A 22,084-nucleotide genomic window follows, 5' to 3' on the forward strand; every position below is an offset into this window, starting at 1 on the left:
CGGCCTGCCCGAGGAGGTTCGCCGTGTCGCCGCTGATCGTCGCCTTTGCCGTCTACCTGCTGGCCGTGGTCGTGATCGGCGTCGTGGCCAGCCGCCGTCTGGACAGCCAGTCCGAGTTCCTGCTGGGCGGGCGCCATCTGCCCGGCTGGGCGATCGCGATCAGCGAGCGCGCTAGCGGCGAAAGCGCTTGGCTGCTGCTCGGCCTCACGGGCGCGGCGCTGAGCACCGGACTCGGCGAGATCTGGACGGTCCTCGGCTGCGTGGCGGGCATTCTCTTCCTCTGGTTCTTTCTCGGCCGCCGCGTGCGCGCCCTCTGCGACGGCAGCGACGCGCTCACCCTCCCCGAGCTTCTCGCCCAGCGCCTCGGCGCGGGCGGCAACGGGCTGCGCTGGCTGGCGACGCTCATCATCGTCTTCTTCTTCAGCTTCTACGTGGCCGCCCAGATGGTGGGGGCGGGCAAGATCCTGCAGAAGACGGGGATCATCACCGAGGCCTGGCCGCAGCTCTTCGGCGCCGGTCCCGAGACCTGGGGCATCGTGCTCGGCGCGCTCATCGTGGTGGGCTACACGCTGCTGGGCGGCTTCCGCGCGGTGGTGTGGACGGATCTCCTGCAGGGCGTGATCATGATCGTCGCACTCGTCGTGCTGCCGGTGGTGGGTTTCGTGGCGCTCGGCCGCGAACACGGCGACGTGACCGCCGCGCTCGCCGCACTGGGGCCGACGAAGTCCTCCTGGACCGCGGGCCGCGGCGGCTGGGGCGCGCTGAGCCTCGTGCTGGGCGGTCTGGCCTGGGGGCTCGGCTACATGGGGCAACCGCATCTGCTCGTCCGCTTCATGGCGCTCAGATCCGCGGGCGAGGTGCGGCAGCTGCGCTGGCTGGCCGGCGCCTGGACCCTGCTGGCCTACGGCGGGGCCTTCCTGGTGGGCCTGCTCGCGCTGGGGCTCTACGGCGGCGCGCACTTCGCCGGCGACGCGGAGAAGGTGATGCCGTCCATGGCCGCCCTGCTGCTGCCGGGCTGGCTGGCCGGCATCGTGATCAGCGGCGCGGTGGCCGCGATGATGTCCACCGCCGACAGCCAGCTGCTCGTGGTCACCAGCGCGTTCAGCGAGGACGTCAGCCGGCGCATCCTGGGGCGCCGGCTCTCACCCCGCGGCGAGGTGGCGCTGTCGCGCCTGGTGGTGCTGCTCGTGGGCGGCGCGGCCTTCGCGCTGGCGCTGGCCAGCCAGGAGACCGTCTACGGCATGGTGAGCTACGCCTGGAGCGGACTCGGCGCGAGCTTCGGCCCCGTGGTGCTGCTGCTCCTGCTGTGGCCGCGCTTCGGGCCGCGCGGCGCCGCCGCCGCCATGCTCGCGGGCACGCTGGCGACGATCCTGTGGAAGAACGTCGGCCCGCTGGACGCCGCGATCAGCCACCGCTTCGCCGCGTGGGTCATCGCGCTCTTGGCCGGCCTCGCGCTGAACGGTCGCGGCCGACGCTAGCGCGCTTCGCGGCGCTGGGCGGCCCGCCAGCGCCCCCGCCGCACCGTGGCGAGGACGGGCTTGAGCACGGCGCCCATGCCGGGCCGGACGGCGTCCAGCCGGAAGCTGACCGGCCGCGGCACGCGCTGGGCCCCGCGCACGCGCAGCAGCAGGACCACGCAGAGCGCCCGGGCCGCGCTGCTGGCCGCGAAGATGGCCACGTAGCCGGCCATCCCCTGCCCCGCCAGGTGGAAGATCGCCGCGCCGATCAGCGACCCGGTCACGGTGGCCAGCGCGTTGCCCAGATTGTAGGCGGTGAGCATGGCCACGCGGCGCGCGGCGGGGATCGTCTCGAAGAGCAGCAGGAAGACCGCGTACTCCTGGGTCGCCCAGAAGGTCCCCGAGATCACCTGGAGCAGCGCCAGGTAGCCGAAGGCCTGGGAGACGAGCCACAGCGCCGGCAGGCCGAGGATGCCGAACCAGGCCAGGCGCAGCATGGCGTCGAGACCGAAGCGACGGGCCGCGCGCGCCAGCTGAGAGAGCACCAGCACCTTGGCCAGCAGCGCCGTCCCCACCAGCGCCATGTACTCCCAGTAGCTGAAGCGCAGGCGCGCCAGCATGAAGGGCGAGAAGTAGGGGCTGGCCACGGTGACGCTCGTCGTGAAGGCCAGCAGGTAGACGAGCAGGCGGCCGCCCTCGCCGCCGCGAAACTCGCGCAGGAGCGCGCGCGGCGACATGCCGGGCGGCGGCTGGCCGGCCTGGGGGCTTTCGCTCTGGGCCGCCAGCACGCGCGCGGAGACGGCCCGTCCCAGCGCGGCGGCCAGGAAGATGGCCGCGAAGCCGCGCAGGGGCTGCCCCGCCCCGGTGGCCCACTCCAGCACCGCGGCGCTGCCCACCAGGCTCACGAGCACGCCGAGCTGGACCAGGCCGGTGCGTCGCGCGAAGAAGCGCAGCCGCACCTGCCGCGGGACGAGACGCTCCACCCACACGTTCCAGGCGGGGCCGGCCGCCATGCCCGCCGCCCAGTAGCCCGTGGCGGCGGCGAAGACCGCCCAGGCCGGCAGGCGCCCGGCGAGGGCGCCGGCGGCCAGCGGCGCGAAGGCGAGGGCCTGGAGGGAGGCGCAGAGCACCGTCCAGCGGCGTCGCGAGCGGAGCCAGCGGACACCCGCCGGCGTGACGAGCTGCAGCAGCCCGCCCGCCAGCAGCGGCACGGTCACCACCAGCCCGGCCACGACCTCGCCCAGGCCCAGCGCCAGGGCGAAGGCCGCGATGTAGGCCTCGCCCATGCCCACCATCACGCTGAAGGCCAGGCCGTCGGTGAGGATGAGGCGCAGGTCGCGGCGGCGGGCGAGGGCGGCGGGATCCGTGGACATGCGGCGATCCGGGTTCGGGTGCGCCAGAAGATCGTCCAGGCCCGGTCCGGACGCCACGGAAAAAGCGCGTCTCTGTACGCCCCCTCACAGAGCCGGGCGCCGCGGGGGCCGATACTCAAGCTCGGCCGGCGCTCCCCACCCGGGCCGAACCGAACCCCTGCCCGCCGCCCCGGCGGGTGAGCAAAGGATGGACGCCATGCTCGCACTCAACCGACCGATCTCCCCGGCCAGGATTCTGCTGCTGGCGGCGGCGCTGCTCGTCGCCGCGGTGGGAGCGGCCGGCGCCGCCAACGTCAGCTTCGATCTGGAGCCCCTGGGCAGCACCTGGGGCGGCAGCGTGGGCAACGTGCCCGGCGATCTCGCCTTCACCGAGGACGGGATCCCCATGACCGTGGACGAGTTCCACCTCGGCGCCTTCACGGGCTTCAACTACTGCCGCATCGAGCCCGCCATTCCCGCCTTCGGCAGCGGGCAGATCCTGCGGCTGAACAACATCGCCACGGTCTTCGACTTCAGCGCCGTCCCCTGCGCGCCCGGCACCGTGCGCTTCGACTTCGCGGATCAGGGCGGCGACGAGAACCTGCGCGTCAACGGCGGCCCGCTCTACGAGATCGGCGACTTCACGGCCGTGGACGGCGTGACCGTCGCGCCGGGCGTGCTCTGCAGCGTCGTGGCGTCGGTGGTGGGCGGCAGCCTGGTGGGGACCGTGACCCTCACCGGTCCCGTGACCAAGCTGCTGGTCGGCGGCCAGGAGCTCTACATCGACAACGTGCGCATGGACTGCGAGGAGCCCTGCGACTTCCGCGTGACCCACGACTTCGAGCCGCTGGGCAGCTGCTGGGGCAGCGCCTTCGGACAGGCGCCCGGCGACCTGGCCTTCACCGAGGACGGCATCCCCGTGACGCTCGACCTCTACGACTACGGCGCGGGCACCTTCTTCACCGCCGCCTGCATCGTGAACACCTTCTGCGGCATGGGCGACGCGCACGCCTTCCAGCTCGACAACATCGACGCCGTCTACCAGATCCACGCGCTGGGCATCACCACCAGCGAGGTGAGCTTCGAGTTCATCGACACCGGCGGCACGGAGAACCTGCAGGTGAACGGCGGGCCGCTTTACATCGGCGAGATCTCCGCGGCGCCGGCGGCCATCGCGCCGGGCGTTACCTGCAGCGTCGTCACCTTCCCCTGCAACGGCAACATCCGCGGGATCGTCACCCTGACCGGCGACGTGCAGCGCGTGCGCACCGGCGGCCAGGAGTACTGGGTGGACAATCTCTGCGTGCGCGCGGGCGAGCCGCCGCTGCCCTGCGACCTGCTCGTCGACAACGAGAGCCAGCCGCTCGGCGCCGCCTGGGGTGCGGTCATGGGCGACGCGCCCGGCGACCTGATGTTCGTGGAGGACGGCGTTCCGGTCCGCGTCTACGAGATGCACTACGGCGGCGGCGGCGTCGGCTTCAACGAGGCGAAGATCGATCCCGCGCCGGCGGCCTGCCTCACGGACCACACGCTGCAGCTGAACAACATCGCCGCGGGCTACGACATCGCCGCGACGGGCGTCCACACCGTGAGCGTGCGCTTCGACTACGTGGACCTCGGCGGCACGGAGAACCTGCAGGTGAACGGCGGGCCGCTCTACATCGGCGACCTGGCGGCCGCGCCGGCGGCCATCGCGCCGGGGGTGACCTGCAGCGTGAGCACCTTCTCCATCGGCGGCGGCGTCTGCGGGCGCGTCACGCTGACCGGCGACGTGCAGCGCCTCTTCCTCGCGGGCCAGGAGTTCTGGACGGACAACCTCTGCATCACCGTGGACCTGACCGCCGCCGACGAGGCGCCGAGCGCCGGCTTCGCCGCCGACCTCGACCCCGCCTGGCCGAATCCCTTCAATCCCAAGACCACGCTCAGCTTCAGTCTCGCCCACGAGGGTGACGCAAGGCTGAGCATCCACGACGTGCTCGGCCGCGAGGTCGCCGTGCTCGTGGACGGCCCTCGCCCGGCCGGCAGCCAGCAGGTGAGCTGGGACGGGCGCGACGCCGCGGGACGGCCCGTGAGTTCGGGCGTCTACTTCGCGCGGCTGGTCAGCGCGGGCGAGCGGCACAGCCGGAAGCTGGTGCTCAGCAAGTAGCGGGCGGAGCGGGAGCGCCCTCCGCACGCAAGACGGGGCCGCGGGTCATCCGCGGCCCCGTCGCTTGTTCGTCGGGTGAAGGGCCTAGCCCCGCTGGGCGCGGAGCTGGCCGCAGCCGCCGCCCACGTCCACGCCCTGGCTCCAGCGCACCGTGACCGCCGGCACCGCCGGCACCAGCCGTCCCACGAAGCGCTCCACCTGCTCCGGCGTCGGCCGGCGCAGTTCCACCTGGCCCACTTCGTCCTTGATGCTGATGCGGATGCGCGCATCGCCCGGATTGTAGGGGATGATGTTCAGCTTGAAGGGGCGGCGACGCGTGAGGGCGCGCAGGTTGGCGGCGTCCTCGTCGCGATCGGTGACGCCGGCGATGAGCACGTACTCCAGGGTGACGCGCCGGCCCGTGCGCTCGGCGTACTCCTCGCAGACGTCCAGCAGCGCCGCGATGCGGTGCTTGTGCAGCGCGGGCATGAGGGCGCGGCGCGTGGCGTCGTCGGCGGCGTTGAGCGAGAGCGCGAGCCCCACCTTCACCGGCGCCGCCGCGAGGTCGAGGATGCGCCGCGGCAGGCCCGCCGTGCTCACCGTGATGCGCCGGCCGCCGTAGCCGAGGCCGTCGCCGTCGCCGAGCACCCGCAGCGCGCCCACCAGGGCGTCGAAGTTGAGCAGCGGCTCGCCCATGCCCATGAAGACGAGGTTCGGCCGCACGCTGTCCGGCGGCAGGGACTTCTGCAGGTAGAGCACCTGGTCGACGATCTCGTCCTGCGTCAGGTTGCGCCGAAAGCCCATGCGCCCCGTCTCGCAGAAGACGCAGTCGAGCGGACAGCCCACCTGGCTCGAGATGCAGAAGGTCGGATGCCGGTCGCCCTGCATGGCCACCGCCTCCACCAGTTCGCCGTCGGCCAGGCGGAGCAGGTGCTTGACGGAGCCGTCGGCGGGGCTGCGCGTGGCCAGCACCGACTCCACGGCGCAGAGGCTGGCCTCGGCGGCGAGCTCGGCGCGGAGTGACTTCGGCAGGTCGGTCATCTGGTCCCAGTCCAGGGCGCCGCGCGCGTAGATCCACTGCCGCACGGCGCGCACGCGCCACGCCGGCTGGATCCGCTCGGCGAGCCAGGCGTCCAGGGCCTCGGGGGACAGCCGCTTGAGGGGGAGGCGTTCCATGCGCAGCAAGGTACTACGGCGCCGCGCTTCGCGAAAGCGCCGCGCTCCTGCGTTGACGCGCGTCATGGCTCAGGGGATACTCGGGCATGGCTGGGCATGGCGTCGATCGGGTGACACGGCTGGTGGCCGTCTTCGCGCTGCTCCTGGTGGCGCTGCTGCTGGGCGGGGGCTGGACCTTCCACGCGCTGCTGGATCGCAGCCTGCGCAGCGCGAGCCGGCAGGAGTTGCAGGTGCAGGGCGCCATGCTGCGCGCGGCGCTCGAGGACTGGCCGGGCGGCCCGCGCGCCGCCTGGACGTCGCTCGACCGCGAGGCGCTGCGGCTGGCCGCCGGCCTCGACCGCCTGCTGCTCTACGCGCCCGACGGCCAGCCGATCCTTCCCGAGGACGACGAGGAGCTCTGGGGCCTGCCCACGCCGCCGCTCTCGCCGCGACAGGCCGCGGAGCTGCGCCTGGGCGTGGAGATCCTGCCGCCGCCGCAGCAGTCGGAGGGCGAGCTCTTCCAGAGCCTGCTCCTTCCGCTGCAGGGCGCGGACGGTGCCACGGCGGCCATCCTCTCCCTCGAGTCCGGCGAGGCGGTGAGCGCCCAGCTCCAGGCCCTGCGCCGGGGGCTCTGGACGGCCACCGGCCTCGGCGCGGCGTTCGTCGTCTTCGTGCTGGTGGCGATGGCGCTGATCCTGCGCCAGGCGCGCGGCCGCCAGCGCGAGCTGGATCGCGCCGAGCACCTGGCCCACGTCGGGACGCTCGCCGCCGGCCTGGCTCACGAAATCCGCAACCCGCTGGCGATCATCGCGGGGCATGCCGAGCTGTTCTCGCTGAGCGCGGCCGCGGACGCCGAGGAGGCGGCGCGCCGCGCCGCCGAGATCGCCGGCGAGACCGAGCGCCTGCAGCGGCTCCTGGAGGACTTCCTCAGCTTCGCGCGCCCGCTGGCCCTGCGCCGGCAGCGTGTGGATGCGGCGGCGCTCTGGGCGCGCCTGGTCGAGGAGCAGCGCGTGCTGCACCCGGCGCTGGACGTCGCGCTCGACGCGCCGCCCGGTCTGCCCGCGCTCGATGCCGACCCCGACCGGCTGCGTCAGCTCGGTCTCAACCTGCTCGCCAACGCGGCCGAGGCCGCCGGGCCGGGCGGGCGCGTGCGCGTGGAGCTTCGCGCCGCCGGCGAGCGCCTGGTGACGCGCGTGGCGGACAGCGGGCCGGGCGTCCCCGCCGCGGTGGAAGCCCGTCTCTTCGAACCCTTCGTGTCGGGGCGGGACGGCGGCACCGGCCTCGGCCTGGCCATCTGCGCCGCCGTGGCCCGGGCGCACGGCGGCACGCTGCGCCTCGGCGCCAGCGGAGCGCAGGGGGCGACCTTCGTCCTCGAGCTGCCGCTGCGCGCGTCGCGCGCCGTCAAGGAGAGCGCATGAGTCAACGCATCCTCGTGGTGGACGACGAGCCCAAGCTGGCGGCCCTCCTGGCCGAGACCCTCGCCGCGCCGGGACGCGAGGTGGTGAAGGCGACGAGCGCGCAGGCGGGCTGGACGGCCTTCGCGCAGGGCGGGGCCGATCTCGTCATCACGGATCTGCGCATGGAGAGCGAAGAGGCGGGGCTCGGGTTGATCGAGCGCGTGCGCAAGACGTCGCCCGACACGCCCTGCATCCTGGTCACCGCCTTCGCGAGCATCGAGGCCGGCGTGCGCGCGCTGGAGCTGGGGGCGCTCGAGTATCTGGTCAAGCCCGTGCGCCTGCGCGCGCTGCGCGAGAGCGTGGACCGGCTGCTGGCGCCGGCCGGGCAGGAGGCGCTGGCCGTGGCCACCGAAGGCGAGATCGCCGGCGCCTTCGACGACATCCTCGTGGGCAAGCACCCGGGGATGCGGCGCATCCTGGAGCTGCTGCCGCGCGTGGTGGCGAGCGACTCGAACGTGCTGATCATCGGCGAGAGCGGCACCGGCAAGGAGGTGCTGGCGCGGGCGATCCATGGCCACGGGCCGCGCAAGCAGAAGCCCTTCGTGCGCGTCAACTGCGCCGCGCTGGTGGAGAGCCTGCTCGAGGCGGAGCTCTTCGGCATCGAGGCGGGCGTCGCGACGGACGTGAAGGCCCGTCCCGGCAAGTTCGAGCTGGCCGACGGCGGCACGCTGCTGCTGGACGAGGTGGGCGACATGGCCCCCGGCACCCAGGCGAAGGTGCTCCGCGTGCTGCAGGAGCGGGAGTTCGAACGCGTGGGCGGCGCGCGGACGCAGCGCGTCGACGTGCGCGTGCTCGCCGCGACCCACCGCGACCTGGAGGAGATGGTGACGGCCGGCGGCTTTCGACAGGACCTCTTCTACCGCCTCAACGTGATCCGGCTCGACCTGCCGCCGCTTCGCGAACGCCTGGGCGACCTGGAGCTCTACCTCCGCTTCTTCCTGCAGAAGCTCTCGGCGCGCACCGGCCGTCGCATCGCGGGAGTCACGCCCGCCGCGCTCGAGCGCCTGCGCGGCCACCGCTGGCCCGGCAACGTGCGCGAGCTGGAGAACGTGGTCGAGCGGGCGATGGTTCTCACGCGCGGCGAGCGCATCGACGCCGCCGACCTGCCGCCTCTGGACACCCACGCCCCCGCGCCCGGCGCGGTGCAACGCGTCTTCACCCTGCCCGACGAGGGCGTCAACCTGGAGGCGCTGGAGAAGGATCTGCTGGCCCAGGCGCTGGAGCGCAGCGGCGGCAACAAGAGCGCCGCCGCCCGGCTCCTCGGCCTCACCCGGCGCACCCTGGGCTACCGTCTCGACAAGCACGGCCTGGCCGCACCCGAGTCCGAGGGGGAGTCCCCGTGAGCGCCGCGAAGCACCAGGGCGGACGCGGCCGTACCAAATGGTGCGCCGGGCCCGCGACGCGCGGCCGGCGGCCCTGCACGCAACTGCCTTCTCGACAGTCAGTTGGGGCCGCGGAGCGGCCGCTGGACCGCGCGGGCACTGCGCTTGCAGCCCCGGGGTCGTCACCCTGCCCCCGAGGTGGATCATGAGACGGCACACATCGCGCGCACTGCTCCTCGGTCTCGTCCTCACCCTCGCCGCCGCGGCGCCGCCCGCCCGCGCGGCGTCGGATGACGCGCCTCCGCCCACCCAGGACCGGTTGGCCCCCGACGGCGCCGAACACCTGGAGGCGGACCTCCTGCGCCTCCGGGAGCGCCTCGCCGAGCCGGGCGGGCCGCTCTTCCGTTACGAGCGCAGCCTCCGCCTGCTGGGGGAGTCCCTGGACCGGGGCGAGTACCGCCAGTTCTATCCGTGGCTGCAGGATGAGATCGTCCGGCCCTGGCGCCAGATCCGCGCGCAGGAGATCCTGCAGCTCGCGGACCTGCCGCCCACGCACCTCAACATGGAACAGCGCCACCTGCTGCTCGAGCAGGGTCTCGCCCTGCGCCGCATCGAGACGCAGCTGCGCCACGCGCGGCGCCTGCTCACCCGGCTCGGGCGCCAGGACGAGGAGCGCCGCCGCCGCCACGAGGAGCTCGGCCAGCTCGTCCTGCGCTACCAGCGCCGCGTCCAGGAGCTGCAAGGTGTCGCTCCCGAGCGCGCGGCGGTCTACCGCGAGTGGTACGACGGGGTCCTCGCGCCCCAGGTCGATACCCTGGAGGCGCGGGACCTCAAGCTCGCCGAGCCCGCCGAGCGCATGCTGCGCTGGACGGAGGATCCCGCTCTCCGCGAGATGCTCGGTCGCCTGCGCCGCGTGAACCGCGCCATGGAGATGCTCCGCCATCGCTTCGACTTCTGAGCACCGCAAGGGAGGCCGCGCCCCGCGCCGGGCGCACGGCCGGGGGGCTCTGCTCGCCGGCCTCCTCCTCGCGCTCCTGTCCGGCCCGGGCAGGGGCGCGACCGCCGTGGAGCTGGGGGGCGAGTCCGGCCTCGCGGCGGAGAGCTACCACAGCGACAGCGCCGATGCCGAGACGATCGCGCACAGCCTCCTCGCGCGCCTGGCCCTGCGGCGCGACGACGGGTGGTGGTCCCGCCTCACGCTGCGCCACGACGCCGGCCTCACCCTCGACGACAACGGCGGCAGCGCCGGCCTCGGCCGCTTCGGCGAGCGCTGGGACCTGGAGCTCGGCGCCACGCTGACCCGCAGCGACGAGGGTGCGCTGAGCACGCCGCTGCTGCTCTTCGACCCGGACTCGCTGGCCAGCCGCGTCGCCGACAGCCAGGCCTACTGGCGGCGCGGGGGCGTCCTGCGGCTGGACTGGCATGCGCTGGACTGGAGCGCGGCGCTGGACGCGGACCTGAGCGACCTGGACTACGACGAGGCCAGCGACATCCTGGCCGACCAGCGCGAGCTGCGGGTCGAGTCGCGCCTGGATCGCGTGCTCGGCGAGGAGGCCGATCTGCGCGTCGGCCTCCGTCTCGGCGGGCGGGCGCTGGACTATCGCGGCCGCGACGGCAGCGACCGCGAGGAGCTCCTCGGCGCGCTGCGGCTCGCCCGCGACCTGGAGCGGGCGGAGCTGTCGCTCTCGCTCGAGGGGGAGCGGCACCGTCCCCGGGATCCCGAGGCGGTGGCCTACTACGAGCGGCCCGACGGCTCCACCTGGACGCTGGGCGCCGAGGCGCTCGTCCTCGGGGACAGGGGCGACTGGAGCCTGCGCGTGGACGGCGGGCGCGAGAACTGGACCGAGCGCGAGAACTCCTACTTCAACCCGGGGACGCTGCTGCGCGCGGAGTTCCTCGGGGGACGTCCGCTGGACGCCGGCGCCGTGCCCGCGCGCGTGGACCTGTCGCTGAGCGCCGAGCGCTTCGCGCCCGACGCCCTCCCCAGCGGCGACGACCTGCGCCGTCCCCGTCAGCTTCGCCTCGAGTCCAGCCTGCGCTACGGCCGCGATCGCGCCGGCCGCTTCCCCCTGACGCTGGGGCTGCTGGCCGAGCATCTGCGGCAGGAGTCGAGCGGCGTCGACCACTTCCTCGTGCTGGAAGCCTCCGTGGAGCCCGGCTGGCGTCCGCGCGAGCGCTGGCTGCTCGCGCTGGCGCTGCGCGCGGACAACTACCGCAGCAGCTACGACAGCGACGCGGAGAGCGAGAGCGAGTGGGGACTGAGCGCGGCGCTCAGCGCGCGCTACTCGCGCACGGACTGGGAGCTGGAACTGCGCCTGGCCCGGCGGGACTACTACAGTTTCCTGCTGGAGAGCGAGGCCAGCCGTGACGCCGAGGCCGGTCTGCGGATCCGCTGGCATCCCTGAGGCCCAGTCGCTATCCTGCGAGCGGCCGGTCCCGACGTCCGGCGAAGGGGAGAGAATCGAGCATGAGCGACAGCGCCCGCATCCTCGTGGTGGACGACGAGGCCGGCATCCGGGATTCCCTGGGCAAGATCCTTCGCTACGAGGGCTTCGACGTGGAGACCGCGCCCGACGGCAACACCGCCCTGGCGCTGGCCGAGCGCCAGGACTTCGATCTCGTCTTCCTCGACATCAAGATGCCCGGGCTGGACGGCCTGGAGGTGCTCTCGCGGCTCGCCGAGGGCGGTCTGACGATGCCCGTGGTGATCATCTCCGGACACGGCACGGTGGACACGGCCGTGCAGGCCACCAAGCTCGGCGCATTCGACTTCCTCGAGAAGCCGCTGGACGCGGACCGCGTGCTCGTCACGCTGCGCAACGCGCTGGGCTGGCTGGAGCAGCAGCGGCAGATCGAGTCGCTGCGGCAGCGTCTGGGCGAGGGGGAGCGGATCGTGGGCGAGAGCCCGGCGGTGAAGGGTCTGCTCGCCGCGATCGCGCGGGTGGCGCCCACGGACGCGCGGGTGCTCATCACCGGGGAGAACGGCTCCGGCAAGGAGCTGGTGGCGCGGCGGATCCATCGCCTGAGCGCGCGCGCGGCCGGTCCCTTCGTCGACGTGAACTGCGCGGCCATCCCCAACGAACTCATCGAAAGCGAACTCTTCGGCCACGAGAAGGGCAGCTTCACCGGCGCGCACCAGCAGCGCGTGGGACGCTTCGAACAGGCCGACGGCGGCACGCTCTTCCTCGACGAGATCGGCGACATGGCGCTCAGCGCGCAGGCGAAGGTCCTGCGCGTGCTGCAGGAGGGCAAGCTGGAGCGCGTGGGGGGCACGGTGACGCTGCAGGTCAACGTCCGCGTGATCGCCGCCACCAACAAGGACCTGCTGGCCGAGGCCGCGCAGAACCGCTTCCGCGAGGACCTCTACTACCGGCTGAACGTCGTGCCGCTGCACGTGCCGCCGCTCAGGGAGCGACCGGAGGACATCCCCCTGCTGGCCAGGCACTTCATGGAGCTCTACCTGCGCGAGCAGGGCATGCCCGCGCGGGGCTTCAGCCCGGAGGCACTGGAACGCCTGCGCTCGCACCCCTGGCCGGGGAACATCCGCGAGCTGCGGAACCTGGTGGAGCGGCTCTTGATCATGGCGCCGGGGGACCGGATCGAGGCCGAAGACGTCCCGAGCGCCGCCGGCGGCGGGGCGCCGGACGGCGAGAGCGCGCTCTTCGCGGCGCCGACCTTCCAGGCCTTCAAGGACCTCAGCGAGGAGCTCTTCCTACGGCGGAAGCTCCGCGAGCACGGCGGCAACGTGAGCCGGACGGCCCGCGCCCTGGAGATGCAGCGCAGCAATCTGTACAAGAAGATTGAAAAATATGGGCTTACGGGAAGTCGGCCCGGGCCGGAGGAGGAGGGTGACGAGGAGGACTGATCCGTCCCCGGCCGCCCCGCCGCCCGTCCGGGTTCAGGGCCGCAAGGTTTTGTTGCCTCATGATTTGACTCGCCTCTTCGTCACCTCTATCATTCCAGAAGCTTCCAGGACGCTGCGAAGCAGAGGTTTTCTCACCCTTGCCAGGAGTGCGTAGGACGATGAGAAGGGGCGCTACCTCAACCCTGCCGATCGTGGTCCTGCTTTTCGTGATCTGCCTTGGGTTCGTCGTCACCGCGACGGCGCCCGCCCACGCCGAAGAGCAGCCCATCCTCAGCGACCAGATCACCACCATCCGGGTTCCCGGGCCGGCCCCCTTGGGCGGCGGCAACGACAACGGCGGTTCGAATCCGCCTGCGACTTTGGATTCCGGCGACGACGACGATTACTGGGACGGCGTCCAGGGCGACAACGATCCGCCCATGCGCAGTCGCGGTAAGACCTTGATGCTGATCATGCTGGAAACCTGGTGGCACTCGGGAGACTGGCTCTGGCCGTAGTATGACCCGGACTGTACACCTCCAATTGCGTCCACCCCACTCAAGGACGAATTGATGAGAGAGCCCGATCGAAACAGCCCGCAGGACTTCCAGCATCAGGCAGGTAGCGCTCCCCTGCCGAGTCTGGCCAGTTCGACGGATACCGAGGCGATGGGAGATTTCCACTTCTCCTCGGAAAGCTACAGCCTCGCGCTGGAGTACTTCGAGAAAGCCTACAGGCAGGCGCAGACCGAGAGCCAGGGAGCCGACCTGTGGCGACTCGCGTTCAAGCTCGGGGAGAGCTACCACCGCAAGGGCCTGGAGAACGAGGCCCGTGAGTGGTTCCTGCTGTCTCAGTCCCGCCTCAAGGGCCGCGAAGAGACGCTGGAGTACGGGCTGGTGCTCGACCGCATCGGCATGGTCCACCTCTATACGAGCAGCCCGGAAGAGGCGCTGCGATTCTGCTTCCAGGCCTACGAGCTCCTCAAGAACTCCTCCCTCCACGCGGAAGTGGCGGAGAATCTCAATCGCATCGCGATCATCTACTCCAGGCTCGGCTATCCCCGCGAGGCGGAGGAGTTCTTCACGGATGCGCTGGTCACCTACCGGCGCATCGACGACCACCGGGGCATCATCGGCGCCACGATGAACCTGGGACTGCTCAAGAAGAATGCCTGCGACTTCGAAGCCGCGCTGGGCCTGTTCAACAAGAGCATGGCCCTCGCCGCCGAGCATTCGTTGCGCGGCGTCCATATCAGCCTTCTGCTCAACATCGGCATCGTCTACTTCAAGCAGGGGCGGCATCGGGACGCCTCCGAGATGTTCATCCGCGCGCGCCGTCTGGCCCGCGAGGCGGGCGACGAGGCGAAGACGACCCGCGGCACCCTGTCGCTGGGCCGCGTCCAGATCCAGCTCGGGAACTTCCGACGGGCGGAGCAGCTCCTGCTGGAAGGGCGCGTGCTTGCGGAGAAGAACCGGCAGCAGCGGAGCCTGGCGCTGTCCGGGGAGTTCCTCGGCGAATTGTACGAGGCCCGTGACGATCTCGAGGCCGCCCTCGCCAACTACGAGCTCAGCCTGGACCTGGCGCGCCAGCTCGCGCCGAAGGGCGATGTCGTCGTCGAGGTGATGCAGCGCATCGCCAGGGTCAAGCTCAGGCAAGGACTTCCGCTCGAAGCCATCCGCGTCGCCGAGAAGGCCCTGAAGCTCACGGAGACCAACGGCGAGCTCTTCGAGATCCCGCACCTCTACCGCACCCAGGCGCGGGCCTGGCTTCGTCTCGAAAACGGCGACAAGTCCGAGATCGCCTTCCGCAACGCGCTCCAGGCGTTCCAGCTCACCCAGGAGCAGATCGAGCAAGATCAGACCAAGCTCGAGTACGCCGAGCTGCTCTTCTCCCGCGCGACCCTCGAGGACGCGCTGCGCTCGCGCAAGCTGCTCGAGGACCTGCTCCAGAATCAGAGCGAAGAGGCCTGCGACCGCTTCCGCTTCCACGCCAGCCTGCTGCTGGCCCGCGTCGAGAGCTGGCTGGGCGATCTCGACCGCGCCCTGCTCGCCGTCTTCGACGCCGAGGGCTACCTGCCCGAGAATGCAACGGATGACGAACGCGACGCCCTCGACCGCGTGCGCATGGACGTGGAACAGCGCAAGATCGCACAGGGCGCCGGGAGCTTCGGCTTCCTGCCCGGCGCGCAGAAGATGCCCCTCGGCGGCCGCGAGGACCTGCCCGAGGATCTCCGCCTCGCCTGGCGCAGCCTGTTCTCGCTCTGCGACGCCGATGCCGGCTGCCTCTGCATGGACGGCGCGGACGGCGGCCCCTTCGAGTTCCTCGAGGGCATGACCCGCGGCGACGCGGACGGTCTGCGCGACGCCGCGGACGGCACCGTCGCCGACCAGTTGGAAACGCTGGGCCCCGCGTCCTCGGTGCTGTTCCAGCCGCTCGTGCACTCCGGCAAGGAGATGGGCTTCCTCTGCCTGTGGCGCAAGCGCCCGGGCGAGCAGGGCTTCTCCCACGAGATGGTCCGCTACATCGCCGGTTTCGCGCGGATGGTCACGCTCATCGCCTTCCAGGAGCGCGAGCGCCTGGCCCGCCGGGCCGTGCTGCCGCACGATCTGCCCGAGGCGGCGCAGCACATCATCACCCAGGATCCGGGCATGCTCGAGCTCCTGCATCTCGCCGGCAAGGTGGCCGAGACGGACGCCTGGGTCCTGCTCAGCGGCGAGACCGGCACGGGCAAGGGCGTGCTGGCCTACGCGATCCATCGCATGAGCGATCGTCGCGAGCGGCGCTTCGTGCACGTCAACTGCGCGGCGCTCCCCGAGGAGCTGCTGGAGAGCGAGCTCTTCGGCCACATCCGGGGGTCGTTCACCGGCGCCATCCACGACAAGCCGGGGCTCATCGAAGAGGCCAACGGCGGGACGCTCTTCCTCGACGAGGTGGGCAAGACCAGTCTCAAGATGCAGGCGAAGCTCCTGCAGTTCCTGGACACGCGCGAGATCCGTCGCGTGGGCTCCAACGACAGCGTGCCCGTGAACGTGCGTCTCGTCACCGCCACGAAGACGGACCTCAAGGAACTGGCTCGCCAGGGTCTCTTTCTCGAGGACCTCTACTACCGCCTCAACGACTTCCCCCTGCGCATGCCCCCCTTGCGGGAGCGGAGCGGGGACATCGCACTGCTGGCCCAGTACTTCGTCGACCGCTATGGCGCGGACTTCGGCAAGCACCCGCGCGGGATCTCCCAGCGGGCGCTGTTCAAGCTGGAGAGCTATGCCTGGCCGGGCAACGTGCGCGAGCTGGAGAAGGTCGTCAAGCGGGCGCTCCTGCTCAGCCCGGGCGACCAGCCCCTCACCTCGGAGTCCGTGGTGATCGAGGACTCGCTGCAGGGTAGCGGCGGCAACGCGGCCATCCTCGACCTGAACCTGAAGCGCCAGGTGGGGGAGCTCGAGCGGCAGCTCGTGGTCGAGGCCCTCCAGCAGTGCGACTGGAATCGCACCCAGGCCTCGAAGAGCCTGGGCATCAGCTATCCCACGCTGCTTCAGAAGATCCGCAAGTACGACCTGGACGCCTAGCGCTGTCGCCGACCGGCGGCAGCGCGCAAGGCGCTTTCACTCCCGCTCAAGCCCTCCATGGATCTTGCCAGTTCGCAAGCCGCGCGTTTGCATCGCGTTGTGGCGGGCGAGCGGATCGTCTCTAAAGAGGCTTTAGTCGGCGCGATCCGCGGGAAGGATCGCGCGCGAGCAGGCTTTCTAAACGCTTGTGCCGCAATCAGATACTTGGTGGATATTTGTGGGCGCGATGGCACGCTCCCTGCAGTAGCAGTGAATGAAGTGAGGAAGGCGCCAGGCTTGGCAGGTATGAAGGCTCTTTCCAAGCTTCCTCGAGGGTTTCGATCTGAATTGATTGGGGAAGTCAGCCGGATTCGAAGCAACTCCCTCGAGCAGGCCGGGACCTGTCGGTGAGTCTGTTGACTCGGTCCTTTCGTGAAGTGTGGGGCAACGCGGAAGGGCGACCGGCGGGGCCAGGCCGGAGGAGATGAACTCCTCTCCTTGATGCTGAGATGTGCGCGGCAAGAGGGCGACAGCCCTCTTGCCTTTTTTTGTGCGTCGGGGCGTCACGCGCACGCCGTCCGGCGATCCGCCGGCGCCGACAGCGGCCGAATGGGCGGACAAGCGGGTCCTGTTTTCTGCTATCTCGTCTTTCCTTGACCGCTTCTTGTGAATGCTCTAACTTGCGTCGCCATGCAGAGCAACGACACGCGACGCAAGGCGCTGTTTCCCCGCTGGACCAACGCCATTCGCCCTCTTGCGACCGTCGCCATCCTCGGCGGATTGGTCTATGTGGTGGTGCTGATCGCCTACGCCACCTCTCCCAAGACCACCAACGTGGGCTACGCGCCCACCCAGCCGGTGCCCTACAGCCACGCGCTGCACGTCGGGAGGCTCGGCATGGACTGTCGCTACTGCCACACGGGCGTGGAGACGGGGGCCAAGGCCACGCTGCCGCCGACCCAGACCTGCATGAACTGCCACTCGCACGTCCGCGCGACGAGCGAGAAGCTGAAGCCCGTCTTCGACAGCTACGCCAGCGGCATGCCGGTGCCGTGGGTGCGCGTCCATGACCTGCCGGACTTCGCCTATTTCGACCACAGCGCCCACGTGCGCCGCGGCGTGGGCTGCGTCTCCTGCCACGGGCGCGTGGACCGCATGGAGGTCGTGACCCAGGTCGCGCCCCTACACATGGGTTGGTGCCTGGACTGCCACCGCGCCCCGGAGCCCAATCTGCGTCCCAAGGACCAGGTCACGTCCATGACCTGGGCGCCCGAGGGCGACGCCCTCGCGCTGGGCGCCCAGCTGCGTCAGGCCTACAACATTCAACCGCCGACGGACTGTTCCACATGTCATCGTTAGACGATCGTCAGCCCGGCAGCGGCTACTGGCGTAGCCTGCAGGAGTACGCCGGGACCGAGGAGTTCAAGGCGCTCTGCCGCGGGGAGTTCCCCGAGGGCGCCGACCGGGCCCCGGACGCGCTGTCGCGTCGCGGCTTCCTCAAGATCATGGGCGCCTCGGTGGCGCTCGCGGGCCTGGCGGGCTGCCGCTGGCCGCGCGAGACCATCGTGCCGCGGGCCTATCGTCCGTCGGGCATCGAGCCCGGGCGGCCGCGCGCCTTCGCCACGGCCTTCGCGCTGGGGGGAGACGCCGCGGGTCTGCTCGTGACCAGCTACGAGGGACGTCCCATCAAGATCGAGGGCAACCCGGACGACCCCATCAGCCGGGGTTCCGCCGATGCGCTGGCGCAGGCGGCCATCCTCGAGCTCTACGATCCGGATCGCAGCCGGCACCCGATGCAGCGGGAGGGCGGCGCGCGCAAGCGCCGCGACTGGCAGGCGGCCACCGCCGCCGCGACGGCCATGGCCCGGCCGCTGGCCGCCCGTGGCGGACGCGGGCTGCACGTCCTCAGCGAGGCGAGCGCGTCGCCGAGCCTCGACGCCCAGCGCCGCCGCTTCCTGGCGGCCTTCCCCGAGGCGCGCTGGCACGTGTGGGAACCGCTCAACCACGACCACGCCTACGCGGGCGCCGCGCTGGCCATGGGGCGTCCCCTGCGGGCCGTGCCGTCGCTGGACAAGGCGCGCGTGATCCTGACCCTGGACGCCGACCCGCTCAGCGGATCGCCCTCCGCGCTGGCCAACGCGCGGGACTGGGCCGCCGGTCGCGATCCGAAGCGCGCGATGAACCGCCTCTATGCTGTGGAGAGCCACTTCAGCATCACCGGCAGCATGGCCGACCATCGCTACCCGCTGCAGGCAAGCCGCATCGAGGCCTTCGCGCTCAGCCTGGCCGCGGAGCTGTCGCGCCGCGGCGGGGACGGCGGCGAGGCGCAGCGCGAACTGCGGCGCGCGCTGGGCGTGCACCTGAGCCACGAGTTCGAAGAGAGCTTCCTGAGCGCCCTGGCGGACGACCTCGAGCACGCCGGCCGCGGCGCGCTGGTGCTGGCCGGCCCCGGGCAGCCGCCGCTGGTGCACGCGCTGGTCGCGCTGATGAACGCGCAGCTCGGCGCCGTGGGCAACACGGTGCGCTACGTGGAGCCGCCCGCGGGCGAGGAGACCGACCAGCTGGGCTCGCTGCGCGCCCTGACCCGGGCCATGGCCGCGGGCGAGGTGCAGGCGCTGGTGATGCTGGGCGGGAATCCCGTCTACGACGCCCCGGTGGACCTGGACTTCGGCGGCGCGCTGGACAAGGTGCCCGGGAGCCTCCATCTCTCGCTGCACGACAACGAGACCTCGCGTCGCGCCCAGTGGCATTTGCCGCGCGCCCACTTCCTGGAGTCCTGGGGCGACGCGCGCGCCTGGGACGGCACTCATTATACTGTGCAGCCGCTCATCGCCCCGCTCTACGACGGGCGCACGCCGGGCGAGGTCCTGGCGCTACTGGGCGGCGACGCTGCTCCGCAAGCCCATGCGCAGCTGCGCGAGAGCCTGCAGGGCGCGCTGGGCGGCGACGCCGAGACGGCCTGGCGGCGTCTGCTCCACGACGGCGTCCTCGCCGACAGCCGCTTCCCGGCGGCATCGGCCGCCCTCGACGTGGACGCCCTGTCCGCGGCGGTGGCCGCCAAGCCCGCCAACGGCGGCTACCACGGCCTGGAGCTCGAGCTGCACCGCGACCATAGCCTCTACGACGGCCGCTTCGCGAACAACGGCTGGTTGCAGGAGCTGCCGGATCCCATCAGCAAGATCACCTGGGACAACGCCGCCACGATGGGCCCGGACACGGCCGCGGAGCTGGGCCTCGCGCATGGCGACCGCGTGCGCCTGAGCGCCGGCGGCCGCAGCCTCGACTGCGCCGCGGCGGTGGTGCCGGGCCTGGCGCACGGCACCGTGGCGCTGGCCCTCGGCTACGGCCGCAGCGCGGCCGGCGCGGTGGGCGACGGCGCCGGCTTCAACGGCTACGCCCTGCGCGCGAGCGACGCCCTCCACGCGGTGGGTGGACTCGCCGTGGAGTCCCTCGGCGGCAGCTACCTGCTGGCGGGGACCCAGGACCACTGGCTCATCGACAAGGTGGGCTTCGAGGGCCGGCAGAGCCGCATCCACGAGCTGGTGCGCGAGGGCAGCCTCGAGGAGTACGAAGCCAACCCCGACTTCGCCCGCGAGCTGGACGAGCATCCGCCCCTGGTGTCGCTCTGGAAGGAGTTCGCCTACGAGGGGCACCGCTGGGGCATGGCCATCGACCTGAACAGCTGCATCGGCTGCAGCGCCTGCGCGGTGGCCTGCCAGTCGGAGAACAACATCCCGGTGGTGGGCAAGAGCGAGGTGTCGCGCGGCCGCGAGATGGCCTGGATCCGCATGGACCGCTATTTCCAGGGCGAGCCCGAGAACCCCAGCAGCGTCGTGCAGCCCGTGGCCTGCGTCCAGTGCGAGATGGCCCCCTGCGAGCAGGTCTGCCCCTTCCAGGCGACCACGCACAGCCAGGAAGGCCTGAACGACATGGTCTACAACCGCTGCGTGGGCACGCGCTACTGCGCGAACAACTGCCCCTACAAGGTGCGCCGCTTCAACTTCTTCCACTACACGAAGGACACGCCGGAGGTCCAGAAGCTCGCCAACAACCCCGAGGTGACGGTCCGCTCGCGCGGCGTCATGGAGAAGTGCAGCTACTGCGTGCAGCGCATCCAGAACACCAAGATCCAGGCCAAGAACGAGGGCCGCGCGATCGCCGACGGCGAGATCCAGACCGCCTGCATGCAGACCTGTCCCACGAAGGCGATCCGCTTCGGCGATCTGAACGACGAGTCCGCCCAGGTGCGCGCCCTGCACGGCGACCACCGCGCCTACACGATGCTGGCGGAGCTGAACATCAAGCCGCGGACGGCCTACCTGGCGCGCGTGCGGAACCCGAACCCCAGACTGGTGAGCACGACGCATGAGCAGCGCAGCCATTCCTGATCCCCGCGCCCAGCTGGACGTTCAGCCGGGCCGGCAGCCGTATCTGGTCACGGGCGGCAAGGACTTCGGCGCCGTCACGGAGACGGTGTGCGGCATCGTCGAGGCGCGCCGCATGCCGAGGGCGTGGACGGTGGCGCTGGGCATCACCGTCCTGCTGGTGTTCATGCTCCTCGCGATGATCGTCTACCTGATCTCGACGGGCGTGGGCGTGTGGGGCCTGAACAACCCGGTGGCCTGGGGCTTCGCGATCGTCAACCTCGTGTTCTGGATCGGCATCGGCCACGCGGGCACGCTGATCTCCGCCGTGCTCTTCCTGTTCCGGCAGAAGTGGCGCACCGGCATCAACCGCTTCGCCGAGACGATGACGATCTTCGCGGTCATGTGCGCGGGGCTCTTCCCGGCCATCCACGTGGGCCGCATCTGGCTGCTGCACTGGATCTTCCCGCTTCCCTACCAGCAGCAGGCCTGGCCGAACTTCCGCAGCCCGCTGCTCTGGGACGTGTTCGCGATCGGCACCTACGCGCTGGTCTCGATCATGTTCTGGTACATGGGCATGGTGCCCGACCTGGCCACGCTGCGCGACCGGGCCGAGAGCAAGCCGCGGCGGATCATCTACGGACTGCTCTCGCTGGGCTGGCGCGGCTCGAACCGCCACTGGCACCGCTTCGAGAAGGCCTACCTGCTGCTCGCCGGTCTCGCGACGCCGCTGGTGCTCAGCGTGCACTCGGTGGTGAGCTTCGACTTCGCCACGGCGCAGCTCCCAGGCTGGCACACGACGATCTTCCCGCCCTACTTCGTGGCGGGGGCCATCTTCGGCGGCTTCGCCATGGTGGCCACCATCGCGCTGCCGGCGCGGAAGCTCTTCCACCTGGAGGACATCGTCACGCCCAAGCACCTGGAGTCGATCGCCAAGATCCTCCTCGCGACCGGCATGATGGTGGGCTACGCCTACTCGATGGAGTTCTTCACGGCCTGGTACAGCGGCAATCACTACGAGACCTTCGCGTTCATCAACCGCGCGCTCGGTCCCTACGCCTGGGCCTACTGGATCATGGTGAGCTGCAACGTGCTCAGCCCGCAGATCTTCTGGGTCAAGCGTCTGCGCCGGAACCTGTGGGTGATGTGGGTCGTCGCCGTGCTGGTGAACGTCGGCATGTGGTTCGAGCGCTTCGTGATCGTGGTCAGCTCGCTCAGCCGCGACTTCCTGCCCTCGGCCTGGGGCCACTACTCGCCCACCTACGTGGACGTCCTCACGCTGATCGGCAGCTTCGGCCTCTTCTTCACCCTCTTCCTCCTCTTCCTGCGCGTGGCGCCGATCATCGCCATGGCCGAGGTGAAGACGGTGATGCCCGAGGCGCACTACCACGACCCCGAGCACACGGGCGCGGGCGACTACTGGGGCGACATCCCCGGCCGCTACGACCCCGAGCGGCCCGAGTAAG

At 71.2% G+C, this 22,084-nt stretch carries 14 protein-coding genes; 12 read left to right on the forward strand and 2 right to left on the reverse strand.

The features are described 5' to 3' along the window. Positions 1–23: 23 nt before the first annotated feature. The gene (locus tag H6693_11165; protein ID MCB9516743.1) at positions 24–1,478 is read left to right on the forward strand and encodes a sodium/proline symporter; all 1,455 of its coding nucleotides are present in this window, start codon (positions 24–26) and stop codon (positions 1,476–1,478) included. Here the strand turns inward: H6693_11165 and H6693_11170 are convergent. After that, a complete protein-coding gene (locus H6693_11170; protein MCB9516744.1) occupies positions 1,475–2,887 on the reverse strand; it encodes an MFS transporter in 1,413 nt (470 codons plus the stop codon). The genes H6693_11165 and H6693_11170 overlap by 4 nt on opposite strands. Positions 2,888–3,026: 139 nt before the next feature. Between H6693_11170 and H6693_11175 the strand changes: the two genes are divergently transcribed. Next, positions 3,027–4,955 carry a T9SS type A sorting domain-containing protein gene (locus H6693_11175; GenBank protein MCB9516745.1) on the forward strand — a complete coding sequence of 643 codons (1,929 nt, stop codon included), beginning with the start codon at positions 3,027–3,029 and terminating at the stop codon, positions 4,953–4,955. Between the two features lie 84 nt (positions 4,956–5,039). Here H6693_11175 and rlmN read toward each other — a convergent pair whose 3' ends face one another. Then, complete coding sequence (gene rlmN / locus H6693_11180) at positions 5,040–6,110, reverse strand: 23S rRNA (adenine(2503)-C(2))-methyltransferase RlmN (protein MCB9516746.1); 1,071 nt, start codon at positions 6,108–6,110, stop codon at positions 5,040–5,042. A gap of 86 nt (positions 6,111–6,196) precedes the next feature. Between rlmN and H6693_11185 the strand changes: the two genes are divergently transcribed. The 10 genes from H6693_11185 to nrfD all read left to right on the forward strand — a co-directional run bounded on the left by H6693_11185 (position 6,197) and on the right by nrfD (position 22,083). Then, the gene (locus H6693_11185; GenBank protein MCB9516747.1) at positions 6,197–7,507 is read left to right on the forward strand and encodes a hypothetical protein; all 1,311 of its coding nucleotides are present in this window, start codon (positions 6,197–6,199) and stop codon (positions 7,505–7,507) included. Further along, complete coding sequence (locus H6693_11190; GenBank protein MCB9516748.1) at positions 7,504–8,889, forward strand: sigma-54-dependent Fis family transcriptional regulator; 1,386 nt, start codon at positions 7,504–7,506, stop codon at positions 8,887–8,889. The genes H6693_11185 and H6693_11190 overlap by 4 nt, the downstream gene beginning before the upstream one ends. A gap of 184 nt (positions 8,890–9,073) precedes the next feature. After that, positions 9,074–9,826 carry a hypothetical protein gene (locus H6693_11195; protein MCB9516749.1) on the forward strand — a complete coding sequence of 251 codons (753 nt, stop codon included), beginning with the start codon at positions 9,074–9,076 and terminating at the stop codon, positions 9,824–9,826. A 106-nt stretch (positions 9,827–9,932) separates the two neighbouring features. After that, on the forward strand, positions 9,933–11,273 hold the full coding sequence (locus H6693_11200; GenBank protein ID MCB9516750.1) for a hypothetical protein: 1,341 nt from the start codon (positions 9,933–9,935) through the stop codon (positions 11,271–11,273). Positions 11,274–11,335: 62 nt separating this feature from the next. Next, entirely contained in the window at positions 11,336–12,733 is a 1,398-nt protein-coding gene (locus H6693_11205; protein ID MCB9516751.1) for a sigma-54-dependent Fis family transcriptional regulator, read from the forward strand. A 158-nt stretch (positions 12,734–12,891) separates the two neighbouring features. Beyond that, on the forward strand, positions 12,892–13,230 hold the full coding sequence (locus tag H6693_11210) for a hypothetical protein (GenBank protein ID MCB9516752.1): 339 nt from the start codon (positions 12,892–12,894) through the stop codon (positions 13,228–13,230). Positions 13,231–13,284: 54 nt separating this feature from the next. Next, positions 13,285–16,275 (forward strand): sigma 54-interacting transcriptional regulator, encoded by a 2,991-nt coding sequence (locus tag H6693_11215; GenBank protein MCB9516753.1) that lies wholly within the window; start codon positions 13,285–13,287, stop codon positions 16,273–16,275. A gap of 669 nt (positions 16,276–16,944) precedes the next feature. Next, positions 16,945–17,613, forward strand: coding sequence for a cytochrome c3 family protein (locus H6693_11220; GenBank protein ID MCB9516754.1), 669 nt, complete (start codon positions 16,945–16,947; stop codon positions 17,611–17,613). Further along, the gene (locus H6693_11225; protein ID MCB9516755.1) at positions 17,601–20,642 is read left to right on the forward strand and encodes a TAT-variant-translocated molybdopterin oxidoreductase; all 3,042 of its coding nucleotides are present in this window, start codon (positions 17,601–17,603) and stop codon (positions 20,640–20,642) included. Before H6693_11220 ends, H6693_11225 begins: the two co-directional genes overlap by 13 nt. Beyond that, positions 20,620–22,083: a polysulfide reductase NrfD gene (nrfD, locus tag H6693_11230; GenBank protein ID MCB9516756.1), complete on the forward strand. Its 1,464-nt coding sequence runs from the start codon at positions 20,620–20,622 to the stop codon at positions 22,081–22,083. Before H6693_11225 ends, nrfD begins: the two co-directional genes overlap by 23 nt. Position 22,084: the final 1 nt, after the last annotated feature.

The sequence above is a fragment of the Candidatus Latescibacterota bacterium genome, from assembly GCA_020633725.1.
Classification (GTDB): Bacteria; Krumholzibacteriota; Krumholzibacteriia; order JACNKJ01; family JACNKJ01; genus VGXI01.